General features: G+C 37.7%; 25 protein-coding genes and 1 pseudogene. 16 read left to right on the forward strand and 10 right to left on the reverse strand.

The window, feature by feature from the left end; all coding sequences use genetic code 11:
• Positions 1-28: 28 nt before the first annotated feature.
• Both AEA09_RS16740 and AEA09_RS16745 read right to left on the reverse strand, forming a co-directional pair.
• Entirely contained in the window at positions 29-541 is a 513-nt protein-coding gene (locus AEA09_RS16740; protein ID WP_053585097.1) for a zf-HC2 domain-containing protein, read from the reverse strand.
• Between the two features lie 100 nt (positions 542-641).
• Complete coding sequence (locus tag AEA09_RS16745) at positions 642-1274, reverse strand: YfbR-like 5'-deoxynucleotidase (RefSeq protein ID WP_053585098.1); 633 nt, start codon at positions 1272-1274, stop codon at positions 642-644.
• 181 nt (positions 1275-1455) lie between these two features.
• On the opposite strand from AEA09_RS16745, the gene AEA09_RS16750 reads away from it, so the two are divergent.
• Positions 1456-1896 (forward strand): hypothetical protein, encoded by a 441-nt coding sequence (locus AEA09_RS16750; protein WP_053585099.1) that lies wholly within the window; start codon positions 1456-1458, stop codon positions 1894-1896.
• A gap of 83 nt (positions 1897-1979) precedes the next feature.
• On the opposite strand, the gene AEA09_RS16755 is transcribed toward AEA09_RS16750, so the two are convergent.
• Complete coding sequence (locus AEA09_RS16755) at positions 1980-2162, reverse strand: putative motility protein (RefSeq protein ID WP_053585100.1); 183 nt, start codon at positions 2160-2162, stop codon at positions 1980-1982.
• A gap of 550 nt (positions 2163-2712) precedes the next feature.
• Here AEA09_RS16755 and AEA09_RS16760 point away from each other — a divergent pair.
• From AEA09_RS16760 to AEA09_RS16800, 10 genes and pseudogenes are all read left to right on the forward strand, one after another.
• On the forward strand, positions 2713-3459 hold the full coding sequence (locus AEA09_RS16760) for a LysM peptidoglycan-binding and 3D domain-containing protein (RefSeq protein ID WP_082332714.1): 747 nt from the start codon (positions 2713-2715) through the stop codon (positions 3457-3459).
• Positions 3460-3548: 89 nt separating this feature from the next.
• Positions 3549-4100 carry a superoxide dismutase family protein gene (locus AEA09_RS16765; RefSeq protein ID WP_053585101.1) on the forward strand — a complete coding sequence of 184 codons (552 nt, stop codon included), beginning with the start codon at positions 3549-3551 and terminating at the stop codon, positions 4098-4100.
• 276 nt (positions 4101-4376) lie between these two features.
• Positions 4377-5393, forward strand: a complete 1017-nt coding sequence (locus tag AEA09_RS16770) for a TAXI family TRAP transporter solute-binding subunit (protein ID WP_053585102.1) — start codon at positions 4377-4379, stop codon at positions 5391-5393.
• A 92-nt stretch (positions 5394-5485) separates the two neighbouring features.
• Entirely contained in the window at positions 5486-5995 is a 510-nt protein-coding gene (locus AEA09_RS16775; protein ID WP_053585103.1) for a DUF1850 domain-containing protein, read from the forward strand.
• A complete protein-coding gene (locus AEA09_RS16780) occupies positions 5992-8040 on the forward strand; it encodes a TRAP transporter permease (RefSeq protein WP_053585104.1) in 2049 nt (682 codons plus the stop codon). Before AEA09_RS16775 ends, AEA09_RS16780 begins: the two co-directional genes overlap by 4 nt.
• A 167-nt stretch (positions 8041-8207) precedes the next feature.
• Complete coding sequence (locus AEA09_RS20135; RefSeq protein ID WP_169778089.1) at positions 8208-8351, forward strand: hypothetical protein; 144 nt, start codon at positions 8208-8210, stop codon at positions 8349-8351.
• Between the two features lie 140 nt (positions 8352-8491).
• Complete coding sequence (locus tag AEA09_RS16785) at positions 8492-9601, forward strand: amidohydrolase (protein WP_053585105.1); 1110 nt, start codon at positions 8492-8494, stop codon at positions 9599-9601.
• 86 nt (positions 9602-9687) lie between these two features.
• Positions 9688-10797 carry a mandelate racemase/muconate lactonizing enzyme family protein gene (locus AEA09_RS16790; protein WP_053585106.1) on the forward strand — a complete coding sequence of 370 codons (1110 nt, stop codon included), beginning with the start codon at positions 9688-9690 and terminating at the stop codon, positions 10795-10797.
• Between the two features lie 12 nt (positions 10798-10809).
• Positions 10810-11481 (forward strand): annotated as a pseudogene (locus AEA09_RS20010) (N-acetyltransferase); the annotation flags it as partial.
• An 18-nt stretch (positions 11482-11499) separates the two neighbouring features.
• Complete coding sequence (locus AEA09_RS16800) at positions 11500-12456, forward strand: nucleoside hydrolase (RefSeq protein WP_156312243.1); 957 nt, start codon at positions 11500-11502, stop codon at positions 12454-12456.
• A gap of 69 nt (positions 12457-12525) precedes the next feature.
• Here the strand turns inward: AEA09_RS16800 and AEA09_RS16805 are convergent, their stop codons facing one another.
• Positions 12526-13236, reverse strand: coding sequence for a Fe-S oxidoreductase (locus AEA09_RS16805; protein WP_053585107.1), 711 nt, complete (start codon positions 13234-13236; stop codon positions 12526-12528).
• Positions 13237-13397: 161 nt separating this feature from the next.
• On the opposite strand from AEA09_RS16805, the gene AEA09_RS16810 reads away from it, so the two are divergent.
• The 3 genes from AEA09_RS16810 to AEA09_RS16820 all read left to right on the forward strand — a co-directional run bounded on the left by AEA09_RS16810 (position 13398) and on the right by AEA09_RS16820 (position 15512).
• A complete protein-coding gene (locus tag AEA09_RS16810) occupies positions 13398-13823 on the forward strand; it encodes a DUF4395 domain-containing protein (protein ID WP_053585108.1) in 426 nt (141 codons plus the stop codon).
• A 357-nt stretch (positions 13824-14180) separates the two neighbouring features.
• A complete protein-coding gene (locus AEA09_RS16815) occupies positions 14181-14930 on the forward strand; it encodes a hypothetical protein (protein WP_053585109.1) in 750 nt (249 codons plus the stop codon).
• Positions 14931-15014: 84 nt separating this feature from the next.
• Positions 15015-15512 carry a hypothetical protein gene (locus tag AEA09_RS16820; protein WP_053585110.1) on the forward strand — a complete coding sequence of 166 codons (498 nt, stop codon included), beginning with the start codon at positions 15015-15017 and terminating at the stop codon, positions 15510-15512.
• 120 nt (positions 15513-15632) lie between these two features.
• Here AEA09_RS16820 and AEA09_RS16825 read toward each other — a convergent pair whose 3' ends face one another.
• The 3 genes from AEA09_RS16825 to AEA09_RS16835 form a co-directional block, all read right to left on the reverse strand.
• Positions 15633-16595, reverse strand: a complete 963-nt coding sequence (locus AEA09_RS16825) for a DMT family transporter (protein WP_053585111.1) — start codon at positions 16593-16595, stop codon at positions 15633-15635.
• Positions 16596-16723: 128 nt separating this feature from the next.
• Positions 16724-17953 (reverse strand): peptidase T, encoded by a 1230-nt coding sequence (gene pepT / locus AEA09_RS16830; RefSeq protein ID WP_053585112.1) that lies wholly within the window; start codon positions 17951-17953, stop codon positions 16724-16726.
• Between the two features lie 30 nt (positions 17954-17983).
• Positions 17984-18634, reverse strand: a complete 651-nt coding sequence (locus AEA09_RS16835; protein WP_053585113.1) for a lysoplasmalogenase — start codon at positions 18632-18634, stop codon at positions 17984-17986.
• A gap of 257 nt (positions 18635-18891) precedes the next feature.
• Here AEA09_RS16835 and AEA09_RS16840 point away from each other — a divergent pair, with 257 nt between their 5' ends.
• A complete protein-coding gene (locus AEA09_RS16840) occupies positions 18892-20571 on the forward strand; it encodes a tripartite tricarboxylate transporter TctB family protein (protein ID WP_053585114.1) in 1680 nt (559 codons plus the stop codon).
• A 47-nt stretch (positions 20572-20618) separates the two neighbouring features.
• Here AEA09_RS16840 and AEA09_RS16845 read toward each other — a convergent pair whose 3' ends face one another.
• The gene (locus AEA09_RS16845; RefSeq protein WP_053585115.1) at positions 20619-21044 is read right to left on the reverse strand and encodes a hypothetical protein; all 426 of its coding nucleotides are present in this window, start codon (positions 21042-21044) and stop codon (positions 20619-20621) included.
• 202 nt (positions 21045-21246) lie between these two features.
• Positions 21247-21978 carry a class II chromate reductase ChrR gene (chrR, locus tag AEA09_RS16850; protein ID WP_053585116.1) on the reverse strand — a complete coding sequence of 244 codons (732 nt, stop codon included), beginning with the start codon at positions 21976-21978 and terminating at the stop codon, positions 21247-21249.
• A 315-nt stretch (positions 21979-22293) separates the two neighbouring features.
• On the opposite strand from chrR, the gene scpC reads away from it, so the two are divergent.
• The gene (gene scpC, locus AEA09_RS16855; protein WP_053585117.1) at positions 22294-23814 is read left to right on the forward strand and encodes a succinyl-CoA:acetate CoA-transferase ScpC; all 1521 of its coding nucleotides are present in this window, start codon (positions 22294-22296) and stop codon (positions 23812-23814) included.
• A 208-nt stretch (positions 23815-24022) separates the two neighbouring features.
• Here scpC and AEA09_RS16860 read toward each other — a convergent pair whose 3' ends face one another.
• A complete protein-coding gene (locus AEA09_RS16860) occupies positions 24023-24655 on the reverse strand; it encodes a glycerol-3-phosphate acyltransferase (RefSeq protein WP_053585118.1) in 633 nt (210 codons plus the stop codon).
• Positions 24656-24692: the final 37 nt, after the last annotated feature.

Here is a 24692-nt window from a genome sequence, read left to right on the forward strand (position 1 = left end):
GATTTTATAAAATAAATATAAAGTTTTATCAATTGAAAAGCTTTCGTAAAATAATGGCAATAGCAGAACCGAGTAAAGCAAAGATCGTATGTAAAATGGCAATAAAGCTTGCACCAATAAGCAGTGCGCCAATTTCTGATAGGTTGGAGTGACTGATGTAAAGAGAATTATTTAAATTATCGATTATCGCCCAAAAGAAAACAGGGGTGAAACTTATCGCAAAGACAATCCAACTATTTTTGTAAAATAAATAAGTAAGGCAACCGAAGATGGCGTACGATACGATAAAAAGTAAGTTATTACCTAGTAATGATGAGTTAAGGGCAAACATAAAAGACAGTACAATAAATACAAGATGAAAAAATGTCAATGTACGCTTCAACGGTTTATTTTGACTAGGTGATGGCTGCGTAGAGGCAAGACGCTGACAACTTTCACATGAAGCTATATGTTGTTCAATAAAGAGCAAAGTATCATTTTGTAAAGAATGTTTATGATATAAAGGTAGTAAATCTTCTACAATGGAACAATCATGTGACAAGGGATTCCCTCCAATCAGTTATCCCTATTATACGACTTTTTTCGCCAAATAAAAAAAGCCTTCCGTGAATTATTTCATTCGGAAAACTTATGCATGCGCGTTATTTAGTATCATTTAATATTTCCTTTGTTAAAGCCTGAATGTCAATATGTGTGTCTTCTTGGACTGCATCTTTTAAAATTTCGTTGCGGAAATAGTCAACAGTCGCTTCTAAAGGTATCCCCAATAGTTTTTTTAGTGCGGATTGATACATATAGACAAACTCTTGATCAATATTGCCTCGTTTAAGCTCTGCAAATGCTTCGTAAAATTGGTCAAGCTTGTCAGCGAATTCAAGTAGGCGCCCTTCAAGTGTAGCGTCTTTTCCTTCCTTCATCCGTTCAAAAAAGATAGCTTGAAACTTTTCGGGGATTTCATTGATAATGAATTTTTCCATCATTTTCTCTTCGACGTGTGCAAGCATCTGTTTGAGCTCAGGACTTGCATGCTTCACAGGTGTTTTAATATCGCCTATGAAAACTTCTGCAAAGTCGTGGTTGATGGTTTTTTCGTAAAGAGATTTCCAATTGACAGTAGCCCCGTTCATTTCTTCAAGTGTTGCGAAAAACATGGCGTATTGTGATACTTTCCAAGAGTGTGCTGCAACGTTATGTTCTTCAAATTTGAAGCGGCCCGGGCAGCGGATGATACGTTCTAAATCATTGAGACTTGTAAAAAAATGATGAATTCCCATAATGATCACTCCTTTTTGTTCTATATGTGCATCGTACTATAATTCATACCCTTTTGCACAAAATTCAATCAACTTAATAATTGTTTGTAAGTCGTTTACAAAGGGTTCACAAATGGATTCAGGGATAGGGATTGGCTGATGTTATAATTAAGCTGAATTATTTAAAATGGAGGTACACCAAATGGTATCAATTTATATGCTTCTTCTATATATCCATATTTTGAGTGCTATCCTTTCGATTGGGCCACTCTTTGTATTACTACCTATAGTAAAAAAAATGCGTACGGCACAACTTGAAGAAATGCCAACTTATATTGGGACATTTCAGACAGCAATAACGCTTGTGAAACACGCTGGACATGTCCTTGTTGCGTCTGGGATACTCGTGATGTGGCGAGGAGGTTATCCATGGACAACTTCGTGGGTTGTGCTTACAGTTCTTGTTATGCTTGGTTCTATCGTATTTTTAGCGAGTGCCTTTAAACCAACCATTCGTACATTTAATACACCTGATTTTAATCAGGAGAATTTTACAGCACAGTTACATCGCAAAACATGGATGTACATTATTTTATTACTCATTATGTTATGGCTTATGGTAGCGAAGCCAATACTTTGGTAAGCAATTATTTAGCCATTTCGTACGATTGAATACTCTATAGAAAAAAATGCTCTCCACATTTTTGTGGAGAGCATTTTTTTGTCCTAAACTGAAATGTCAACGGCTGTACCTTTATAAGGGTGTGCGGCAGCTTGAGGCTGTGGCATTTCTTCTAGTAATTTGACAGCGGCAGAGGTATTCAAGTTTAGGGCATTTTGCATCACGCTCATTTGTACTGTTTGCTGTAGTTCCATAAGCTGAGACGACATAATTGAGTTAATATCCATGTATACACCCCTCCTTTTCACTAATATCGACTAAAAACCCAAATTATCAAATATAAACAAGCTGAAAAGTACAAAGAAAAATGGGTCATTACCAAAACGAGTCCTTTACTTTAAAAGAAAGTCTACTTTTTTATAAGCACATGGAACCGAGGGAGGAGAGTGTTGCTGACGGCATTCGCCTTTCGCTACAGAGCAAAGCGACAGGAGCACGGAGGAGGTTAAAACTACGCCCGTGGAAAGCGTCCGCCTAGAGTGTAATATGCTGTCGAGTACAGATTTTGATGTAGAGCAAAATATACTGTGTTTCCTAATTAGAATAGCAATATATTTACTTGGTGATTTGCAATAAATATAGTATTAAATTACGTTAATTACTAAAAATATAATTAGAGTTGTATAAAAAATTGTTTATATAGTAATAATTTGTAATATCTAGTCTGTTGCTTTGAGCTATTCAAGTGCAATATTTTTACAGTACGAATAAGGGTTCAATTTACTCTTCTTAGCAACAGACTATGAAAATTCTAAAAATGTGGAGGTATTACTTATTATGAAGAAACACGTATTAGCTATAGTTACAGCTTTAACACTAAGCATAGGTATGTTTGCAAGTTCAACTTCTGCTCAAGATCCAGATAATGCTCAGTCAGGCGATCCATCATTACAGATATCGAAAAGTTATGATTTGTCAGTAGTTGAGTTACAGCAGTTAAACGAATTAAAATCAACTATTTACTCGGAATCGACCTCATCAGAAGAAAATAAAGTCCAGGATGAATCCGATGAAGGAACCCATCTAATCAAAAATGGTGACACGTTATTCAGCATAGCTATTACTTATGATATATCAGTGGCTGACTTAAAAGAGTGGAATAATCTATCGTCAGACTTGATTTATGTGGGTGAAAAACTGGCTATTGAGGCTTCTGCTGCTAAAGCTAGGCCTTCAACTACAGCATATTCTCCTCCTGAAAGCAAACCAAGTAGCACGCCAGCAAGTGATAATGGCCAAACATATACAATGCGTGCGACAGCATATACAGCATACTGTACAGGCTGCTCAGGTATTACTGCAAATGGAACAGACCTACGTTCTAACCCCAATCAAAAGGTAATCGCGGTGGATCCACGGGTGATTCCACTGGGCACTAAAGTTTGGGTAGAGGGGTATGGGGAGGCAATTGCAGCAGATACTGGTGGCGCGATAAAAGGTAATAAAATTGATGTATTTATTCCGACAGATGGACAAGCTAGAAATTGGGGCGTCCGGACTGTATCAGTTAAAATTCTAAACTAATTGATAAGGGGAGGTCATTGTGACTTCTCCTTTTTTGCATAATTTTTTCAAGAGATGGGCACTATCAATAGTAGAGGGAGGTGTTATTTATGAAAAAAACAAGCTTGTTAGCAGCTACTTTACTAGTCTTTGTTGGAGGTTGTAATTTTTTTGATAAGGACAAAGACCAAGTTTCTGTAACAGCCAAATCCGCGTTAACAGCGACTACAAAAGTCGTAGGTGCACAAAATGAGAGTTATGGAAATGCTTATTTTGAAGAGGAAGATGCAGGTGTAAAGGTAACATTGGCTCTAACTGGATTGCCACCTGGAGAACATGGAATTCATATTCATGAAACAGGAAAATGTGAAGCGCCGACATTTGAATCAGCTGGTGCACACTTTAATCCAACAGGGAAAGAGCATGGTAAGGAAAATCCGAAAGGTTACCATTTAGGTGATATGCCTAATATAGTGGTTGAAGAAGATGGGACTGTGGATTTAACGTTTATAGCTGAGGGTCTAACGTTACAAAAAAATGTAAAGAACTCGCTTTTCGATCAAGATGGTAGTGCGCTTGTCATCCATGAATCAGCAGACGATTATAAAACAGATCCTGCAGGAAATTCAGGTAAGAGAATTGCATGTGGCGTAATAAAATAGTAAGAAATGAAGGCATAAAATATTTTATGTCTTTTTTTTATGCGAAATTTTTCTTTTTATATAGCCGTTTTTATTTTGATGAAACTGATTCTAGGTATTTATTAGATAAAAGGCGATTTTTGTAGAATATTGTTAAATATGCGTAAAATCGAGACTTTACATTTGAATGTATAATTATAATAGACTGAATTTACTATAAATTAGTTGACAATATTATACTATGTTTGATAGTTTTAGAATGATTCTTATTATTACCATAAAAGGGGGAAGGTTAATATGAAGAAAAAGCAATTCCGATTGTTAATGTTATTAAGTGCTTTTGCGCTATTAATTTTAGCTGCATGTGGCTCTGATAGCGAAAAAGAAACAAAAGATGCAGAAAAAGAAGATACTGGTGGAAATTCAGCAGCAACTGACAAGCCAGAATCAGACATCAAATTTTTAAGTTTATTAACAGGTGGAACACAAGGTACTTACTACGCACTTGGTGGAACATTTGCAGATTTAATCACAACTGGAACAGGTATTAAAACAACAGCGGAGGTTTCTCAAGCATCTGCTGCAAACATGACAGCACTACAAGAAGATAAAGGTGAAATTGCATTCGTACAAACAGATATCGCTTATTATGCAACTGAAGGTAAGATGATGTTTGATGGCGCTAAAATTGACACAATTTCTGCTTTAGGTGCACTTTACCCGGAAACAGTTCAATTAGTGACGACTGAAGCTTCAGGCATTAAAACATATGCAGATTTAAAAGGTAAAAAAGTTTCTGTAGGTGCTCCAGGTTCAGGTACTTACGCAAATGCTGAACAATTACTTGAAATCCACGGCTTAGCAATGACAGACGTTAAAGCACAAAACTTAGATTTCGGTGAGTCTACTGAAGGTCTTCAATCTGGTCAAATTGACGCTGCATTCATCACAGCTGGTACGCCAACAGCTGCAGTAGAAGCATTAAATGCAACAACAAAAGTAAATATTATTGGTATGGATGCTGGTAAAGCAGATGAGTTAATTGCGAAATATCCATACTATGCAAAAGAAACAGTAGCTACTGGTACTTATGGTATCGCTAATGATACAGAAACAGTTTCAGTTCTTGCAATGTTAGCTGTAAAGAAAGATTTACCAGATGAAGTTGTTTACGAAATGACAAAAGCTATTTATGATAACACAGACAAAATTTCTCACGATAAAGGTCGACTGATCAAGGCTGAAACTGGTTTAGCTGGTATCAGTATTGAAGTTCATCCAGGTGCTCAGAAATATTTTGACGAAAAGAAATAGTTAAACAGTACAGAGAGGCTCGGATTGCGTAAAGCTTCGGGCCTCTTTTTATATGAAAAGCGAATGGCTTTTAAAGTGGAGGAACAGATGTAATGCGAACGAGGAGTTTACTGATAGGCCTATTAAGTGTAGTAGGAATGGCAATTTTTTTTCTTCCTCTTCAAAAGGTATTCGCATTTACGGAAACACGCACCGACCAACCGATAATGCATTATATCTCAGCAACTGCCGACAATTCATTTCGTATACGATATACGCATTCCATTCATAAGTCAGATGTCCTGGAGTATTATCAATACACAGAAAAAAATCAGATTCAAATGTTGGGAATGGAGTATGAGGATTTAGCGATAGGGATGCCTAGCTATGCAGAGGAAGGTCAAACGTTAACACAGCATGATGGTAAGTATTATTTGCAATTTGAAGAAGAGATACTGGAAAATTTCACGATTTATATCGGAGATTTAGATATCGATCTGGTATTTGAGTATGAAGGTTTTGAATATGATTTAAAAAAGGATTTACAAAGAGGAAAATCTTATTTATTTCAAGTGAAGCAAGTGTCACTTTATGAAAAGTGGAAGGGAGTTAGGATGAAATGACAAAACAGCATGAGCAAAACATCGAACCAAACTTAGAGGAATTCGAACAAATATCAGCTGAAGAACAACAAGCAATTCTTGAGAAGTATGATATCGAATCAAATGTACGTACAGTTTCAGGGGTTATGAAACATATTATTTTCTTTGGATTATTAGCATTTTCGTTATTCCAATTATACACAGCGATCTTTGGTCAATTCCCGGCACAAATCCAACGTACAATTCATTTAGGGTTTGGTTTATCACTTATATTTTTATTATTCCCTGCTCGGAAAAAAGCAGCAAAGCATAAAATTGCATGGTTTGATTATATTTTAGCCTTATTAGCTGTTGCGGCAGGCTCTTATTGGTCATTGAATTATACAGAGCTTGTTAATCGAAATGGTACGATTACACAGGTAGATTTTATCGTCGGTTTAATCGCAGTGGTACTTGTCCTTGAAGCGGCGCGTCGTGCGGTAGGCTTGCCAATTACAATTATTGCGATATGCTTCTTGATCTACGCATATTTTGGACCGTATTTCCCAGCGTTCATGGCGCATCGTGGGCAAGACTTAGAAAGCATTGTAAATTTAATGTATTATACGACAGACGGTGTTTTAGGTACACCAATTAGTGTATCTGCCACGTTCATCTTCGTATTCTTATTATTTGGTGCATTTCTTGTGAAAACAGGTGTTGGGCAATACTTTAATGACTTAGCCGTATCACTAGCAGGTAAACTGATTGGTGGCCCAGCAAAAGTTGCAGTATTCTCAAGTGCCCTACAAGGGACAATTTCAGGGAGCTCTGTTGCTAACGTAGTAACATCAGGCTCATATACAATTCCGATGATGAAAAAGCTTGGTTACCGAAAAGAATTTGCTGGTGCTGTTGAGGCTGCGGCATCTACGGGTGGTCAGCTTATGCCACCGATTATGGGAGCTGCAGCTTTCTTAATGGTAGAATTTATCGGTCGTGGTATTACGTATTGGGATATTGCAAAAGCAGCGGCAATTCCGGCACTTCTATATTTCACTGGTATTTGGATTATGACGCATTTTGAAGCGAAACGTGTTGGTTTACGTGGCTTACGTGACGATCAAATGCCAGACCGTAAAGAAGTGTTTAAGAAAATTTACTTGTTATTACCGATTGTAGCGATTATTGTTTTGATGTTAACAGGTACGCCTGTTATGCATGCAGCTTTATACGGAATACTTATTTCAATTGGTGTTGCGATGTTTAATAAAGAAACACGTCTAAAACCGCGCGATATTGTGGATGCATTAGTTGATGGTGCACGTACAGCACTTGGTGTAGTTGCTGCTACTGCTTGTGCAGGTATTATCGTTGGGGTAGTCGTGAAAACTGGTTTAGGTTTAAGCTTAGCTAATAGTTTAGTAGCTTTAGCTGGTGGTAGTATTATTTTAACGTTAGTTTTCGTTATGATTGCATCGCTGATCTTAGGGATGGGTGCACCAACAACAGCAAACTATGTTATTACATCTACAATTGCTGCACCGGCAATCGTGGCATTATTATCACCAAATACGCCGCAAGAACTAGTGCCAGTTGTTGTATTATTATCGGCGCATTTCTTTGTATTTTACTTTGGGATTATTGCCGACATTACGCCTCCAGTAGCACTCGCCGCCTTTGCAGCGTCAGGAATCTCAGGTGGTGACCCAATAAAAACCGGGGTCATTTCTGCGAAGTTAGCGATAGCGGCATTTATTATCCCATACATGATTATCTTCTCTCCGGCATTATTAATGATTGATACGACAATTCCACAGATTATTTGGGTAGTATTTACGGCTATTACAGGTATGATTGCAATTGGAGCTGGAGTTATCGGATTCTGGTATCGTAAAATGCTTTGGATTGAGCGTATTATTGCGATGGGAGCGGGCTTACTTTTAATTTATCCAGAGAAATTCTCAGACTGGGCGGGATTAGGAATTTTTATTGTCATGATAGCCATTCAATACTTCACGCAACATAAGCTTGGTGGTAACGGAAGTGACAATCAAAATGATCAATCGAAAGGTATAACAGCTTAATATATGTAGAGAAGTGCGGTTCCTTAAATGGGGCTGCATTTTTTATCTCATATAGAGATCGAATTAATACTTATTATGCATAATGAGTATAGATTGTTGTTTTCTTAAGAAAAAGTGTTGTATAATTCAATTATCAGAAAATTCTATCTATAAAAGGAGTGGATTATATGACAAAATTACAAGATTCAAAATTCGAGACATATTTGGTGGATCAAGAGATTGAAATACAGGCATATGAGGGTAAAAATGAGGAGACATTTAAAGAAGTGCACTATGAAGAATTTCCAGAAGGTTTTTTCACAAGTTTATAAAATGTAGGTAGCATCGGATTTCATTTGAAATCGATGCTGCTTTTTTTCTGCACTTTTCAAACAATTTAAGCAATTTATTTATATTTGTAAAATAAATTATTGTATAATAAACGGATAATAAGCAATATCGAGGTGTATCAATGGGGAAAACAGTAAGCTTAGACGAAATGATTTATCAATGGTTTAACCATTTTCATAAATATCCAGAAGTCAGTTGGAAAGAGTTTGAGACTACAAAGAAAATTGCTTCTATTTTAAAAGAAATGAATGTACCATACCAGACTTTCGAAGACTGTACAGGACTTATCGCAGAGATTGGGCGAGGTGAAGATGTTATCGCTGTACGTGCAGACATTGATGCATTATGGCAAGAGGTCAATGGTGAAATGCGAGCAAATCATTCTTGTGGACATGATGCCAATATTTCAATGGTGCTAGGAGCCTTGTCTCTAATAAGAAATGAGAATTTTCACAAACGTATTCGCTTCATCTTTCAGCCTGCAGAGGAAACTGGTGGTGGCTCACTTTCGATGATTGATCGGAATGTGCTTGAGGATGTGACGCATTTATTTGGCATACATTTACGCCCGCAGGAAGAATTACCATTTGGAAAAGTAACGCCGGCTATACATCACGGAGCAGCAGTATTTTTACAAGGTAAAATTACAGGGATTGATGCACACGGGGCACGACCACACCAAGGGAAAAATGCCATTGATGTATTGTTTGGAATCCAGCAAATGTTGAAAAACATTTATATAAATCCAGCTGAAATCTATTCTGCTAAATTAACGAAAATGATCGCGGATGGAGGCAGTGTTAATATCATTCCTGGTTCTGCAACATTTTCTATTGATGTACGTTCTCAAAAAAATCAAGTCTTAGAAGAAGCGAAAAAGAAGATTGAAGTGGGCTTGGATTATATAAAAAACCAATTTGAAATCGAGCTTGAATGGGAATGGCTCGATATGACACCAGGGGCAGAAGTATCAGCGCACGCGGCGAAGATTGCGGAGCTATCAATTATTGAATCAATCGGAATTGATAGTTTAGCTGCACCTATACTTACACCTGGAAGTGATGATTTTCATTTCTACACTGTACGAAAACCGTCATTGCAAGCAACGATGATTGGTGTAGGCGCAAATTTAAGTCCAGGTTTGCATCATCCGAACATGACGTTTGAAAAAGAAGCAATGGTAATTGGAGCAAAAGTACTTGCGAAAACATTAATGAACGCTTCAAATTAAAAAAAGGGGCCTCTTACTTTATATAAAAGAGAGCCCTTTTTACTGTATAATTGCATTTATGTGCTTAAAAAGAGAGGGTTTTTAATATGAAAATACAAGAAATAGAGATTTTTGCAATTGATTTGCCATTAATTGAACCTTTTGTTGTGAGTTACGATACATATCCTTCGATGCCTTCAATTATCGTAAAAATGACGTCAGAATGTGGAGTTGTTGGCTGGGGGGAATCTGTACCGGATGACCATGTAACAGGTGAAACACCGGAATCAACATATGCGGTATTGAAAACAAAATTAGCACCTTTATTAATTGGCCAAAATCCATTAGAGTTTGAGCGTATTCATGAACTGATGGATTCAGTTGTACGTGGTGTACCCGCTGCAAAAGCAGCGATGGATATCGCATGCTTCGACCTTGCTGGGAAAAAGTTAAATGTGCCAGCGTATCAATTAGTAGGTGGACGTTACCATGAGAAATTCCCAATTACTCACGTATTAAGCATTGGCACACCTGAAAAAATGGCCAAAGAAGCCGCTGAACGTGTGAAGCAGGGCTACCGTTCATTCAAAATGAAGGTTGGAACTGAAGTACAAAAAGATGTTGAACGAATTCGTGCAGTACGTGCAGAAGTAGGGAATGAGATTGCTATACGTGTAGACGTCAACCAAGGCTGGAAAACAAGCGCTAACACAATGCCAGTATTACGTGAGCTAGAAGCACTAGATATAGACTGGTTAGAACAGCCTGTACTTGCTGATGATATTGACGCAATGGTTGAAATCAAATCTAAAACGACAATTCCGCTTATGATCGATGAGGGCTTACACGGAGAAAAAGAAATGCGTGAAATAATTGCAAAACGTGCTGCCGATAAAGTGAATATTAAATTAATGAAATGCGGTGGGATTTACCCGGCAATTAAATTGGCACATATGGCCGAGATGGCAGGAATCGAGTGCCAAATCGGGTCAATGGTCGAGTCTTCTGTCGGATCTGCTGCAGGTTTCCATGTTGCTTTTGCTAGTAAGGCCTTTAAAAGTGTGGAATTAACAGGACCATTAAAATTTTCGAAGGATATCGGTAACTTGCACTATGATGTTCCGTTTATCCAATTAAATGAACGCCCAGGCTTAGGTATTGAAGTTGATGAAGTAATATTAGCAGAGCTTTGCCAAGTATCGGTAGTGGTGAAATAGGAGGACCTAGGCATGTCAATTTATGAGGGAATGTTAGGAGATACACCTTTTTCAGTACGACGCTTGAGCATGGAGGATATCGAAGCGGTAGAAACAGTACAGCAAGATGTTATTGCGGCGTTAGAGGATAAAAAAATATTACAGCCATTATCGCTTGAAGAATTACAGTTTTTACTTGGAGATCACGGTGTCATGGTAGGTGCTTTTGTTGATGAAAAGTTAGTGGCATTTCGTGCATTACTGGAACCACCAATAGATACCGAGCATTTAGGTCGAGATGCTGGGCTTGGAGAACATGAATTACCGAGAGTCGCTTATCAGGAAATTTCTGTTGTACATCCAAAATACCGAGGCTATGGGCTTCAACGTACGTTAGCACAAGTTGTGATGCGGGAATTAGACCGCACACGCTTTGATTATATTTGTGCGACAGTCATGCCGTTTAATATCGCAAGCTTAAAGGATAAATTTGCGCAGGGTATGCAGGTCGTGGCACTAAAGCTAAAGTATGGTGGTAAATTACGTTATGTCTTTATGAAAGATTTACGTGAAGATGTAGCACAACAATTCAGCGAAACAACACGCATTCATATGGCAGATACAGTAGCACAGCAAGCTTTACTAAAAGAGGGCTGGCTTGGCGTTAGTATGATGCAGCAAGACGGTGAGTGGTTTATAGAGTATAAGAAGGTGGTAGGTAACATGCGAAAAATCCCAGTGATTATTGATACAGATCCAGGTATTGATGATGCGATGATGTTGACATATGCTTGTGCAAGTGAAGAGCTTGATATTTTACTCGTGACAACGGCGGCGGGCAATATATCCCAAGATAAAACAAATTATAATGCACGTGCTTTTTTAAGTTATATCGGTGCGAATGTCGAAGTGGCGCAAGGGTTGGATAAGCCTATTTTACGTGAACTTGAAGTAGCCGAAGATATTCATGGGGAGAGTGGTCTAGGTAATGTTGATTTGCCAGCCCCAACTTTACCATGCAGTGAGCGACCAGCTATACAGGCAATGGTCGAAACATTATTAGCTAGTCCTGTGCCAGTCACAATTGTGGCGACAGGCCCTTTAACGAATATTGCAGCCTTATTATTAGCACATCCTGAGGTAAAGTCGAAAATAAAAGTGATTTCTTGGATGGGTGGCTCGGCTGTGGGTGGCAATATGTCGCCAACTGCTGAATTTAATGCTTACGTCGATCCACATGCAGTAGAAATTGTTTTCCGTTCGGGATTACCAATTGTCATGAGTGGTCTTGATGTGACGCATAAGGCGTATGTGACAGTTGAGGAAACGCAGCGGATTGCAGCAATAGGTACCGATTTTTCGGACAAGGTTGTAAAAATGCTAACGTTTTACTTAGGTGTTATGAAGCGAACACCGTTTCATGCGGAAAACTACGATTCAACGATTCGTTTCCATGACTTATGTGCAGTAGCTTATGTACTGTCTCCAGAATTATTTGAAGGTCAAGATTGTTATGTGGAAGTCTCATTAGATGGCGTAACAGCCGGTACTACAGTCGTTGATTATATGGGCGCAAGCGGCAAAACGCCAAATGTAAAGGTACTTCATTCGGTAAAACGAGAGGCATTTGTTGAGCAATTTATGCAGGCAGTCGAAGTGATTAGTACACGAATCAAATGAAAAATAAGCCTTACTTTTCACAGGAATGTGAGAGGTAAGGCTTTTTCTTTGAGTTAGGTAACATGTTTATTATTTTTTTAGTGGACAGAAGCCACATGCCATTAAGCCTGGAATGTCTTTAGAGAAGCAGCATGTTTTCCGTACAGGAATATTCACTAAATCTGACGGGCTACGGTTACCTGTATATTCAGCCCACCAAGATTTAGTGGAGAAACGTGCCCATGTTTTTGGGTCTTCTAAAACTTCGATATCTTCCATTGCTTGATCTGCAAGACCGGGATTAGATAGCAACATGTGATAATGCCATAGTAAATAACCAAAGAAATTCTCCCATATAGTAAGTGGAGAAATCGATGTTACCTTACGGAGCTGTTGTACAATAATTTGCCCATCATACAGAATTTTTTCGATAACTGCTTGGCGTTCGTCTTCGTCTACGTAGCGCCAATCATTTGGATTAACGAACATGCTCACGGTGAAAGCACCGAATTCTTTTGCGGCATCGAAACGGATTTCAAGAGGCTTACCGTTCCATACTTCGTCATAGGCAGCAAGCATGTAAAATTGCATTGCAAAAAACATACCGTAGCGTCGTGAAAAATGAGAAATTGCTGCAGTTTCTGTCGCAGCATCGGTAATCCCCACCATTAGCTGTAAAAAATCGTCATGATAAAAATCTTTATGTATATCTGCTAACGTAAATAATGTCCGTTTAGGTTCTGTTGTGTAAATGCTGTACGAATTGAGCTGTCGTACTTGATCCATTGTTAATGCTGGCATTTCCATCACCTTTTCTTTGTAAGTCGTTTGTATCTAAATAAAAGAAATGTCCGCATGAGGGTGTTTCTTCCTTTTCTTATTATAAATTATTAATTTTTTCTTCACAAATGGAATGCAATAACGTAAGATAAATTAAACATATCTGAAAGGTAGGTTTAAGGATGACCCAGCCATTTTTAATTCCAAGACCGCTTGTTCGACTCAATCAGTGGACTATTCTAATTAGTGTTGTGCTGACGTGGGCGACAGGGATTGTTTGGTTATTAGCGATTCCTCTAGTAGCCAATTTGCTCGGTGTTTTATGCAATTTTAATCCAATAATTCGTCTCGGAAAGAACTTTTTGAGAAAAGCACCATCTGCGTATATACCAGAAGATGCACAGCAACAAAAATTCAATTCCAGTATAGCTAGTGTTTGTTTAGCCGGTGGATTCATAAGTTTCCTATTAGATTGGCAAGTGGCGGGCTATGTATTTACAATATTAGTTGCGATTGCTTCATCTGTCGCCATTGCAGGATTTTGTATCGGTTGTTTTTTGCACTTCCAATTGAAACAATGGCAATATCGACACTCGCTTAAAAGATAATTGCAACAATTTTTAAAATATTTTATTAAATGTTAGAATGGGTGTTGACTTTATAACTGATAATGATTATCATTATCGTATAAAGATTATTCCTCTTTTACAAAACGAGTGTAAAGAGGATGGACTTTAGCTACTTTTCTCCAGAAGTTTGCTAGTTCATGAAAGCGGTCCTAAAACCCCCCTCATTTTTTAGGAACGTGAAAATCTCAGAGCGACTTATTCACATGTGGATAAGTCGCTTTTTTTTGTTTTGCTTACTTACTGTTAGTTTTTGATGGTGAAGTTTGGTAAATCAATGAGCGTGGTATACTATGGTAAAAAGTAGAAGTTTAATTAGAAATAAATGGAGGGGGATAAATGAAGAAATATATTATCACTTTGTTCATCGTTTTAGCCTTTTTAACAAACCCATCATCATCTAAAGCGGAAGTGCAGTGGGACGGGGCACAAGTTGTGAAGGGACAAACAGGCAAAATGACTTTTACAAAGGATGTAAAAGTATATAAGAAAAATACAAATGGTACGTATAGCTCAATGACAGTCAAGCGCAACAACTATTTTCGGGTTTATGATATCGAAAAGTATAAAGGTAAAACATTTTATTGGATGAGCTCAGGTTATCGTGTACAAGCAACGGATTTAGTTGTTTTTAAGAAAGTACCTTTGAATATCCGCGCTTCTTTTTATGATAATCCTGGCTATATTAACATCAGTCGTCAAGGTGATGAACATAGCTATGGAACACATTACACAACTGGAGTCGTGTATCATAATATTTCCATAGGTGAAAACCTATTCTACTCTGATTATAATGAGACTGGTGATTCTATTGACCACTATATTGATGGCTCAGATATTCGCATTGTCGAAACAACGAAAAGAGACGAAGGATTCTATATGTTAACGGCTGATGCACAGATGTTATACGGTCCAACGAATGGAGCGATGGAGGCGGGAATGTATTCAAAAGGAACTGCTTTTTCATCAATTGGACTTGAAATTAATGGATACCTCATGGTAGGATTTGAATTTGAAAATAATGGATACCTTAATCTGGGATCTGGATTCTACTTCCCTGTAACATTACTCGAACCTGTGAAAAAATAAGGGAAACGCTATATTCGATATGGTGTAAATGCTGAAGTTAATGGAAGTCAAAAAGAGCTAAAACGTTTTGATGAAGGAGTGTTATTGACAGAAAATGATATGACAGCTTGGATTGAGATAGATGGGGAAGTATATAGTGTACCGAAACAAGCTCTAGCTACCATAAGACCGAACGAATCACCGATTATTACAACCTCTTTCTTGCCAAATGATACACTTCAACAGCTAGTGTATCAGAACTATCGTACTCCAACCTCTGTTTATAAGAAAACGACTAATAATCGCTTTGAAACGCAAAACGTTTATAAGTTCATTGACTATCATGAAACAGAAAAAACCTTTAATTATGAAATGGATGGCATCAAATATATATTTGAAAAGCCAGTTACAGAGGGCTCAAAAGTGACTAGTATAGTGAGTGGAATGGAACAGGAAGAGCTTGTTCGTGCCATTCATTACACAGTCACAACAGAAGCAGGTACGTTTAACAATGTTGTGGAAATTCCCTTTAGTGGATTTTTTGCACCGGGCTATGGTTTTATCTATAATCATTATGGCAACCAACTAATGTCTTATGAATAATAAATCCTTTACTTATTTGATTGAAGGATGAAAATCTTAGTAATAGAAAAACAGGTGAGGGAAAACAAATTGTTTTTCCTTACCTGTTTTATTTTAGGGACTTATTAACGGTCCTTTAATCTATGAAGATAACGATTTCTCAGTGGAATTCCTTTTACCGAGTAGCATAGTATAGTAGCTGTGTAATAGCATACCGACAATGATAACGCCAAGTCCAGCAAGCGCAATTGGGTCTGGGAACGCAATACCTAATAGGAGCACTTCCCCAATAATAACGAAAAGTATTTCTGTTGATTGTGTCGCTTCTACAGCGGCTAGTTTGCCCTGGTGATCTCGTACACGATCGGTCGCAATAAAAAATAGAATAGTAGCAATGACACCAGAGCTAATACCGACCAATAAGCATTGAAGGACTTGAGTCTTTGAAGGGAGTCCGACTGTCGCTATTGCATAAATAGCCATTACGATCCATGCTGGCATTGACGCAATTGTCATGCCAAGTACGCGCTGAAATGTATCGATACGTCCATCACAAACATCCATCATTTTACGATTACCAAGTGGATAAGCGAATGCTGCTATAACGACTGGTAAAATGCCGAGCATCAAGCTTTTTAGAGGAACATTTTGTGCTTGTGGAACTTGAATCAATAAAATACCGACTAAAATAACGCATGAAATAAGTAACGATACGAGCGGGATTTTTTGGCGGACGGTTTTATTTGCAATTACAGAAACAAAAAGGGGAGCGAGTAATACGCCTGCGACAATTGTAAACTGCCATGTACCCGAAACGAGCCAACCTGGACCAAATGCTGCAGCAAACGTTAGTGGTGCGTAAAATAGTACGAAGCCGACAAAGCTCCATGATAGCCAAGCAACAGGTTGAGCCTTCATCTCTCCTGAAAGTTGTGTAAAGCCTTTACGGTAAAAGACAATGACAAGCAAAAATGGAAGCATAAAAAAGTAGCGTAATGAAGCACTCCATAGCCAACTACCGCCTTGCATTTCCATTGCGTGATTTAAAATAAATGTCACGGCAAAAAATAGAGAAGCTAAAATACCCAATGCAATTTCTTTCATAACAATTTCACCTCATTTTGATTAAAACAACCCAAAATAATCTATGTAATTGGAAAATTCAGTTATATTAAGGCGGAAACTACGAAGAAAAGGGATCTTTCCCTCGTAGCAACATCCGCCGAGTAAGATTACTTACCTTGCTGTTCGAAAAGCTGCACAATTTCTATAATTACTTGTGTTGCTTTTTCCATTGTTTCTCCAGATACATATTCGAATTTACCGTGCATATTTTCACCACCGGCAAAAATATTCGGTGTTGGTAAGCCCATATAAGAAAGCTGTGAGCCATCAGTACCGCCACGGATTGGTAATGTGTTCGGTGTAATATCTAATTTTTCCATTGCTACACGGGCAATGTCGACAATCTCTTTTACAGGTTCAATTTTTTCGCCCATATTATAATATTGATCTTCGATAGAAATACTTAATGCATTTTCACCAAATTGTGATTGAATTTTTGCAGCTGTATCCAGCATTAGTTGTTTTTTTGCTTCGAATTTTTGACGATCATGGTCGCGTACGATATAAGAAAGCTCTGCAAGTTCGATGGAACCGTTGAAATTCATCAAATGGATAAACCCTTCATAGCCTTCTGTTTTTTCTGGTACAGCATCTGCAGGCATTTCGTTTTGGAAAGCGATTGCCATTGTAATCGCATTGACCATTTTATTTTTTGCAGAGCCTGGATGTACACTCGTACCCTTAGTAATGACTTTCACTCCTGCTGCATTAAAGCTTTCAAATTGAAGTTCACCAAGTGGGCCACCATCCATTGTGTAGGCATAGTCAGCACCGAAAGCCTCTATATCAAATTTATGTGGACCACGACCGATTTCTTCATCAGGCGTAAATGCCACACGTATTTTACCGTGTTTAATGTGAGGGTTTTTCACTAGGTAATCCATTGCGGAAATAATTTCCGCGATGCCAGCTTTATCATCAGCGCCTAACAGTGTTGTACCGTCAGTTGTAATGAGTGTTTGGCCGACATAATTTTTAAGCTCAGGGAAGTCTGTTGGTGACATCACTAAATTAGGATTTAGGTGGATATCTCCACCATCGTAGTTGTCGATGCGTTGTGGATTGACGTTTGTACCTGTGAAATCAGTCGCTGTATCCACATGTGCTAAAAATCCGATTGTTGGAACTTCTTTATCTGTATTTGATTCAAGCGTTGCAAATAAGTAGCCATTGTCATCTAACGTTATATCAGTTAAACCAATAGCAATAAGTTCGTCCTTTAACATGTACAATAAGTCGAATTGTTTCTGAGTGGAAGGCGTTGTCTCGCTTGTAAAGTCGGATTGAGTATCAATTTTTGCGTAGCGAATTAATCGTTCAATTACTTGTTCTTTCATAAATATTGCCTCCTGAAGAATGATTTTCACTTATTGTAACACTTTGCTTCGGTTTTCGGAATATTGTTGAATGCTGAGTGCAATGAGTAGTTGTGCGCTATAATAGGTCAGCATAATAACTTCGTGTGAATAGGGTAGCGGCATTACAAATTTATTAATAGCTAAATAGGAATCGGATGAAATAAACAATAAGGCACCCATCAATGCTAATGTGGATCCAGTTCGAATGGACGTCCAGCCCATTATTAAAATAACAGAAATATAAGCGAGTACTGCAACTGTTAGTATCGCATCACCGGAAGTAAATACTGTACCAGCGATCCATGCACCCATTATCACACCATACGTTAAGAGGACGACCTTAGCCCAAGTGGGTATTTTTCGTTCATTTGTACTAGCAAAGGCAAAAATATAAAAAACATGCCCAATTAAAAAGCTAGTAAGTCCGAATAAAAACCATTGCAATGTATAGTCACCAATCATACAAAAAACAAGCCCGACAATAATGAGTAGCTGATATTTTTTAGCATGTGGTGCTTTTTGTATAGCTGCCAGAATAATAATGAGAATCATAGGAATGACTTTAAAGATGAGCGTCAACTCCTCAGAAATACGGGAAAAGAAAAAAATATAGTAAAAACCGAATAAAATAATACAGCTGATTAATAATTTTTTTGTCACGTTGTTCAACTCCTCTCACATGAAATTCACCATATTTCTAAGAATACCATTGTAATTACCTTCATTATAGTAAATGTTTTATACCGAAAGTGTAATAGCGAGAATAAAATACGCCAACTTCAATAAGTAGTAAAATAATGATAAGGACTACGGACCTAATTACACTAAAGCATAATTAATATTATTTTTATGATTGAAACTTTTACGGTATGTAATCGTAAATAAGTTAGACAGTAGGTTAAGGAAGGGTGAAAAGAATGATCAAGTTGCTTCTTGCATCGGCAGTCATTGCATTAATTGCGAGCGTATTATTAACGCCGCTTATAACGAAAAAAAGAGAAGAAGGAAAATCTAAAAAAGTAATTGGTTACTTTTTTATTGGAACTTTTATTCTTGGATTCTTGGCAACAGGGATTACACTATATGTCACGAAAATTGACGTGAATTGGCTCGTTTTTTGGCCAGCTATAATTGTACTAACATTAGCGGGTGCTTTTCTTGCGAGTGGAATTGAACGCAAAATCAAAGGCATTCTATTTTTAGCAAGCTTAGTCGTTGCTGGCTATGTATTATCAGCACCGCTTTGGAATGCTGATGACAAATACCAGTCAGCAGAAATGAAAGCAGAGGTCGAAATTAAACCATTCGATGAAACACAGACTCCTGCGAGCGTTCCACCAAAATTCGTGCGCAATAAAATGAAAAAAGCATTTGGTCAAGTGCCCAATACAAGTTACTATGAGCTAGGTCGTTTACAAATTCAAAAGGTAGATGGTAAGTATGTCTATATCGCACCAGTGGAATTTTCAGGCTTCTTTAAGTGGATGAACGGAGATACAACACCTGGTTACTTCACAATGAGTGCAACAGACTCTACTGATAATCCGAAATTTGTGGCGCAGGAAATGAAATATGTCCCTTCTGCGTATTTAAATAAAAACTTAGAGCGTCATATGCGTCTACAACATCCATTCCTTATTTACTACGGAGATGTACAACTTGAAGTCGATGATGATGGCAAACCTTACTATATCCGTTCTTACGGTGAATTTATCTCAGCACGTAATGGTTTTGATGTTCAAGGAATCGTACTAGTCGATGCATTATCTGGTAAAACAGAAGTAATTAAGCTTGCAGATGTACCAGAATTTATAGACGGGGCAGTATCACCTGAAACAGTAAGTCTGCAAAATAGCTATTATGGAAAATATGTACATGGTTATTGGAATAGTTTATTTGGGAAAAAAGATGTGAAGTTACCTTCAGATGAAGGAACAGAATCAAATGTCAGCCCGATTTTTAATGAAAACGGAGAAATGTATTACTTCACAGATTTCACAAGTCCTAAAGAGGGTGTCGATTCGATGCTTGGGTATTCTTTAACGAACGCTAGAACAGGACAGGCGACATATTATACGGGTAACCGAGATGCATCGTATATGGATTCGCAAGGTGCATTGCAAATTATTGAGAAGAAATTTATCGAGAAAAAATGGACAGGGGAAATGCCTGTACTATATAACTTCTACGGTGAAGCGAGCTGGCTAACGGCCGTACTAGATGCGAATGGTTTCTTGCAAAATTATTTCATCGTATCAGCAGCAAATCCTGAGATTTCAGCGTATGCTACGACACCTAAAGAAGCGTTGAAATTATATAAAACAGCGTTAAGTCGAGGTAGTAGTACAGTTGAAGGCAGTTCTAGTGCCGAGGAGAAAAATGTAAGTGGCAAAGTGCAGCGGGTTTATAAGGAGCGACTTGGGGATTTTACAGTGGTATCGTTCTTATTAGATAACGGTAAAAATTACTTAGTCAGTGCGGAAACGGAGCCACTTTCAATCTATTTACAAGTAGGTGATGAAGTATTGGTGACCTACGGAGATACAGGAGAGCAATTCCTACCAGTTCGTACACTCATCATTAAAGGTTTACAATAGACAAAAAGACGATCAGAGCAATGTACTGTTGCGGTGATCGTCTTTTTTCATGTTGTTTGGGAGGTGATGTATTGCAGCATCTTTTCTTTATGGTTGGCAAATAGCACTGGTGCATGGTCATTCAAAGCTAGAATCTCCTCGATATATCCTTCAAGTAATTGTTTTTCATAGTCAAATGATTTAGCCGTTTCATTTGTTAATATGAATTCTATAAGAATTGAATGCAGTACGACAACCTCTAAATTTTGAGAATTAGTGATGAATTTCAAATTTAAAATAGTAGTATGTACAACATATTTATTTACGTAATCAAGGGCATCATGGTATTGAGTTAAGTCAATATGCTCTTCAATCCGTTTTCTTAAAATCGTGCATTCATTATTTAAGTCTTGAATTTTTAAAAACAAGCCTCTAACAGTTCGTTTATGTTGCTGTTCTAAGGTACGAGCAAGATGTTTATCTAAATAGGACACTTTAGTACATCTCCTTTCGAAATAGAGGTCCTACTTTTAATATTAATGGAATTGTTGGAAAAGAAAAGAGTCTATTTGGTTAATCTGCTTTTGTAATACGCGTATGGATCTGGACAAAAGTACTATTTTCGATTGGATATTTTTTCATAACATAAAAATATGGAGCTATTATCTTTCAATAGTAACTCCACACTTAAAATAATCACTTCCAATTAAACCCTTTGTTTGCTAAAAAATCTTTAATAAACGGACGACGTTGTTCGATTAAGAAATCAGCCATTTGCTTTGTCCAATTATCGATTTTACGATTAGAGGAGCGGCTATTATAGTAAGCTTCCATTGTTTCGTTGTAAGCTGGTAAAAGTTCCTCGTATTTTTCTATATTATATTCATTTTCATGTAGTACAGCTGCCACTGGTAAACGAGGCTTTACTTCATTACGACGTGATGGTACGCCAATCGTTAAGCCAAATAGCGGGAATACGTAGTCTGGTAGATTAAACAGCTCGCTAATTTCCTCTGGTTTGTTACGTACACCGCCAATATAGCAAATGCCGTAACCCATAGATTCTGCTGCAATGACGAAGTTTTGTGCGAATAGGGATACGTCTGCAACACCAACAAGTACGTTTTCTGCTGAATCCGCGACGATGTCAACGCCTTCTAATTTGCCCGCCATTTGCAGACGTTTGAAGTCTACACAAAAAACAAAAGCGCCACCAGAAGTTTCGTATTGGCGTGTATTACTAGATAATAATCCTAATTGTTCTTTTTTCGCTTCATCGGTTACCCAAATAACACTATATGCTTGGACGAAATGTGATGTAGCAGCCATTTGAGCTGTAGCAATTAAATCTTCAACGATTTCTTTTGAAATTGGATTTCCGTCGTAAATACGAACAGAAGAGTGGTTGCGTAATAATTCTTTAACCATGTGAAATTGCCCCTTTTCTCTGATATGTATGTAATTACGAAAAGCATATCACGCTTTTCTCCTAAAATCGAATAAATTCCACGTATCACCATAGATATTAGTAATCTATAACTATTTTTAAATAATATATTATAAAACGAAATAATCTCGTAAAGTTAAATATTTTGTTAGATATAGCATATTATTTCTAATTGGTGTAAAATTGGATATGCGACTGGTTATTTGGCTTTTGTTCTACTAAATTTGGTGGGGTGTACCAAAGAACAAGACAAAACTTAGTTGAAATAAACACAAATTAGGATGGGGGAATAGGGAATGGAAGAGAAGTTAGCAAAAAAGATTCGTAATGAACAGTTACGAAGTAAAGTAGTAACAGCTGAAGAAGCAGCATCTTGGATTAAGGATGGCATGATACTTGGTATGAGTGGATTTACACGTGCTGGTGACGTAAAAGTGGTACCGCTTGCACTTGTAGAAAAAGCAAAAACAGAGAGCTTCAAGGTAGATGTATATACAGGTGCATCACTTGGACCAGAAGTTGACCAATACATGGCGGAAGCGGGCATTATTCGCAAGCGTGGACCTTTCCAAGCTGATGCTGGTATTCGCAATAAGGTTAACAGTGGTGACATCACATTTGTTGATGCGCATCTTTCGCATAACGCTGAACTAGTACGTCAGGGGATCATTGGTCCAATTGACTTCGCTATTATTGAAGCGACTGCTATTACAGAAGATGGCCTGCTTATTCCAACAACTTCAGTTGGTAACTCACCAATCTTCGTGCAAGAAGCTGACCAAATAATCATTGAGCTAAACATAGCACAGCTTGATGCATTAGAAGGTGTGCATGATATTTTTGTACCGGGCCCACAAGGTAAACGCGACCCTATTCCGATGTTAAACGTATCTGATCGTTTGGGGTTAATCGGCATTCCTTTAGATCTTGATAAAGTAAAAGGTATCGTTATTTCGGATATTTTAGATGCTCCATCAACAATTGTTCCTGCTGATGAAGAGACAGATATTATGGCGAATCACTTACTTAACTTCTTGCGTGATGAGATTAAAGTAGGTCGATTAACTACGAGCTTACGTCCATTGCAATCAGGTGTAGGTTCAGTAGCAAATGCTGTATTACTTGGCTTCAAGGATTCTGAATTTGAAAATTTAGAAGTGTATTCAGAAGTATTACAAGATGCAGTATTTGATTTAATCGATGCAGGAAAAGTAAGTTTTGCATCTGCGACCTCTATTACTCTATCTGAAGAAGTAGGAAATCGTGTATACGGTAACTTTGAGAAATACGCTGATAAACTAGTATTACGCCCACAGGAAATTTCAAATCAACCAGAAATTATTCGACGACTCGGTTTAATTTCTGTTAATACAGCGCTTGAAGTAGATATTTATGGTAACGTAAACTCTACACATGTATCTGGCTCAAGAATGATGAATGGTATTGGCGGTTCAGGAGATTTCGCACGTAATGCACGTCTTGGTATTTTCGTGACAAAATCTTACGCAAAAGGCGGCAAAATCTCAAGTATCGTGCCAATGGTGTCACATGTAGACCATACAGAGCATGATGTGGATGTTATCGTAACAGAGCAAGGTGTAGCCGATTTACGAGGTTTAGCACCAAAAGAGCGCGTTGGTCTTATTATCGACAACTGTGTACACCCAGATTACCGAGAGCAATTATGGGCTTACTTCAATGATGCAAATGAATTAACAGGTGGTCATCATACACCTCATGACTTAGAAAAAGCACTATCTTGGCATGTAAATCTAGCGAAAAATGGTACAATGAAAGATCCAGCATTCATTAAATAATAAGTAAAAGCCTTGAAGGGCAATGTAACATTGCCTTCAAGGCTTTTTTAAATTTGGAAATACAGAGGCTAGTAGATAAGCATGAGTAATTAGGTGAATAAATTACTCAACATCAAAATCTGTTCTTGAATAATGTTATATCGATATAAAGCAATCGCCATTAGTGGAATGTGGAGTCAAGAACTTATGTTGAAAAAGAGCAGAAAAATTATTTATTTTTCTTAAAAGCGGTACCTATTTTTGGTTCAGTCCCATTGATGAGACGTTTAATATTTTCAATATGCAAAATAATAGCGATGATGAATAGCCAGATAGAGATAATGGTAGGACCAATGCCAGGAATCCATAAATACGTCGCTGTACAAAAGACAAGATAAAATTCGAGGACGCCCACGATTAAGTAATTCGTAGCGAACGATAATATGACAAATAAAATAAGTGCAAAAAGGCCAATTTTCCAATCAACGGCAAGTAAAATGCCAATAATTGAGGCGGTTCCCTTCCCGCCGTTAAAGCTCATATGGAATGGGAAATTATGTCCTAAAACTACGCCAGCTGCGATCGTATATGTAAGTAACCAAATTTGTCCCTCTGTGAAAACAACCGTATCTGCTAAATAAAGACGTATACCAATTATTGCTGCAACACCTTTTCCAATATCAATGATTGCTACTAAAGCGCCGTATTTCCACCCAAGAGAAAGCGTAGCGTTGGAAGCACCAGCGTTGCCATGTCCGGTTTTTTTCAAGTCGACGCCCGAAAAAAATTGCGCTACTTTAGAGCCATGAATACAGCCAATTAGGTAACCAACGAGGATACATATAATTACAGCTTGAATCATAAAAAAGCTCCTTTCAAAAATTTTTATTTTTAGTAGT

This window comes from Lysinibacillus contaminans (genome assembly GCF_001278945.1).
GTDB classification, from domain to species: domain Bacteria; phylum Bacillota; class Bacilli; order Bacillales_A; family Planococcaceae; genus Lysinibacillus; species Lysinibacillus contaminans.

Bases quoted from the DNA above. Each gene is read 5' to 3' on its own strand.
- AEA09_RS16815 (WP_053585109.1), top strand. From the start codon at position 14,181: ATGAAGAAATATATTATCACTTTGTTCATCGTTTTAGCCTTTTTAACA.
- AEA09_RS16780 (WP_053585104.1), top strand. From the start codon at position 5,992: ATGACAAAACAGCATGAGCAAAACATCGAACCAAACTTAGAGGAATTC.
- chrR (WP_053585116.1), bottom strand. From the start codon at position 21,978: ATGGTTAAAGAATTATTACGCAACCACTCTTCTGTTCGTATTTACGAC.
- AEA09_RS16840 (WP_053585114.1), top strand. From the start codon at position 18,892: ATGATCAAGTTGCTTCTTGCATCGGCAGTCATTGCATTAATTGCGAGC.
- AEA09_RS16785 (WP_053585105.1), top strand. From the start codon at position 8,492: ATGGGGAAAACAGTAAGCTTAGACGAAATGATTTATCAATGGTTTAAC.
- AEA09_RS16810 (WP_053585108.1), top strand. From the start codon at position 13,398: ATGACCCAGCCATTTTTAATTCCAAGACCGCTTGTTCGACTCAATCAG.
- AEA09_RS16800 (WP_156312243.1), top strand. From the start codon at position 11,500: ATGCGAAAAATCCCAGTGATTATTGATACAGATCCAGGTATTGATGAT.
- AEA09_RS16745 (WP_053585098.1), bottom strand. From the start codon at position 1,274: ATGGGAATTCATCATTTTTTTACAAGTCTCAATGATTTAGAACGTATC.
- AEA09_RS16805 (WP_053585107.1), bottom strand. From the start codon at position 13,236: ATGCCAGCATTAACAATGGATCAAGTACGACAGCTCAATTCGTACAGC.
- AEA09_RS16765 (WP_053585101.1), top strand. From the start codon at position 3,549: ATGAAAAAAACAAGCTTGTTAGCAGCTACTTTACTAGTCTTTGTTGGA.
- AEA09_RS16755 (WP_053585100.1), bottom strand. From the start codon at position 2,162: ATGGATATTAACTCAATTATGTCGTCTCAGCTTATGGAACTACAGCAA.
- AEA09_RS16860 (WP_053585118.1), bottom strand. From the start codon at position 24,655: ATGATTCAAGCTGTAATTATATGTATCCTCGTTGGTTACCTAATTGGC.
- AEA09_RS16770 (WP_053585102.1), top strand. From the start codon at position 4,377: ATGAAGAAAAAGCAATTCCGATTGTTAATGTTATTAAGTGCTTTTGCG.
- AEA09_RS20135 (WP_169778089.1), top strand. From the start codon at position 8,208: ATGACAAAATTACAAGATTCAAAATTCGAGACATATTTGGTGGATCAA.
- AEA09_RS16750 (WP_053585099.1), top strand. From the start codon at position 1,456: ATGGTATCAATTTATATGCTTCTTCTATATATCCATATTTTGAGTGCT.
- AEA09_RS16775 (WP_053585103.1), top strand. From the start codon at position 5,486: ATGCGAACGAGGAGTTTACTGATAGGCCTATTAAGTGTAGTAGGAATG.
- AEA09_RS16760 (WP_082332714.1), top strand. From the start codon at position 2,713: ATGAAGAAACACGTATTAGCTATAGTTACAGCTTTAACACTAAGCATA.
- pepT (WP_053585112.1), bottom strand. From the start codon at position 17,953: ATGAAAGAACAAGTAATTGAACGATTAATTCGCTACGCAAAAATTGAT.
- AEA09_RS16790 (WP_053585106.1), top strand. From the start codon at position 9,688: ATGAAAATACAAGAAATAGAGATTTTTGCAATTGATTTGCCATTAATT.
- AEA09_RS16825 (WP_053585111.1), bottom strand. From the start codon at position 16,595: ATGAAAGAAATTGCATTGGGTATTTTAGCTTCTCTATTTTTTGCCGTG.
- scpC (WP_053585117.1), top strand. From the start codon at position 22,294: ATGGAAGAGAAGTTAGCAAAAAAGATTCGTAATGAACAGTTACGAAGT.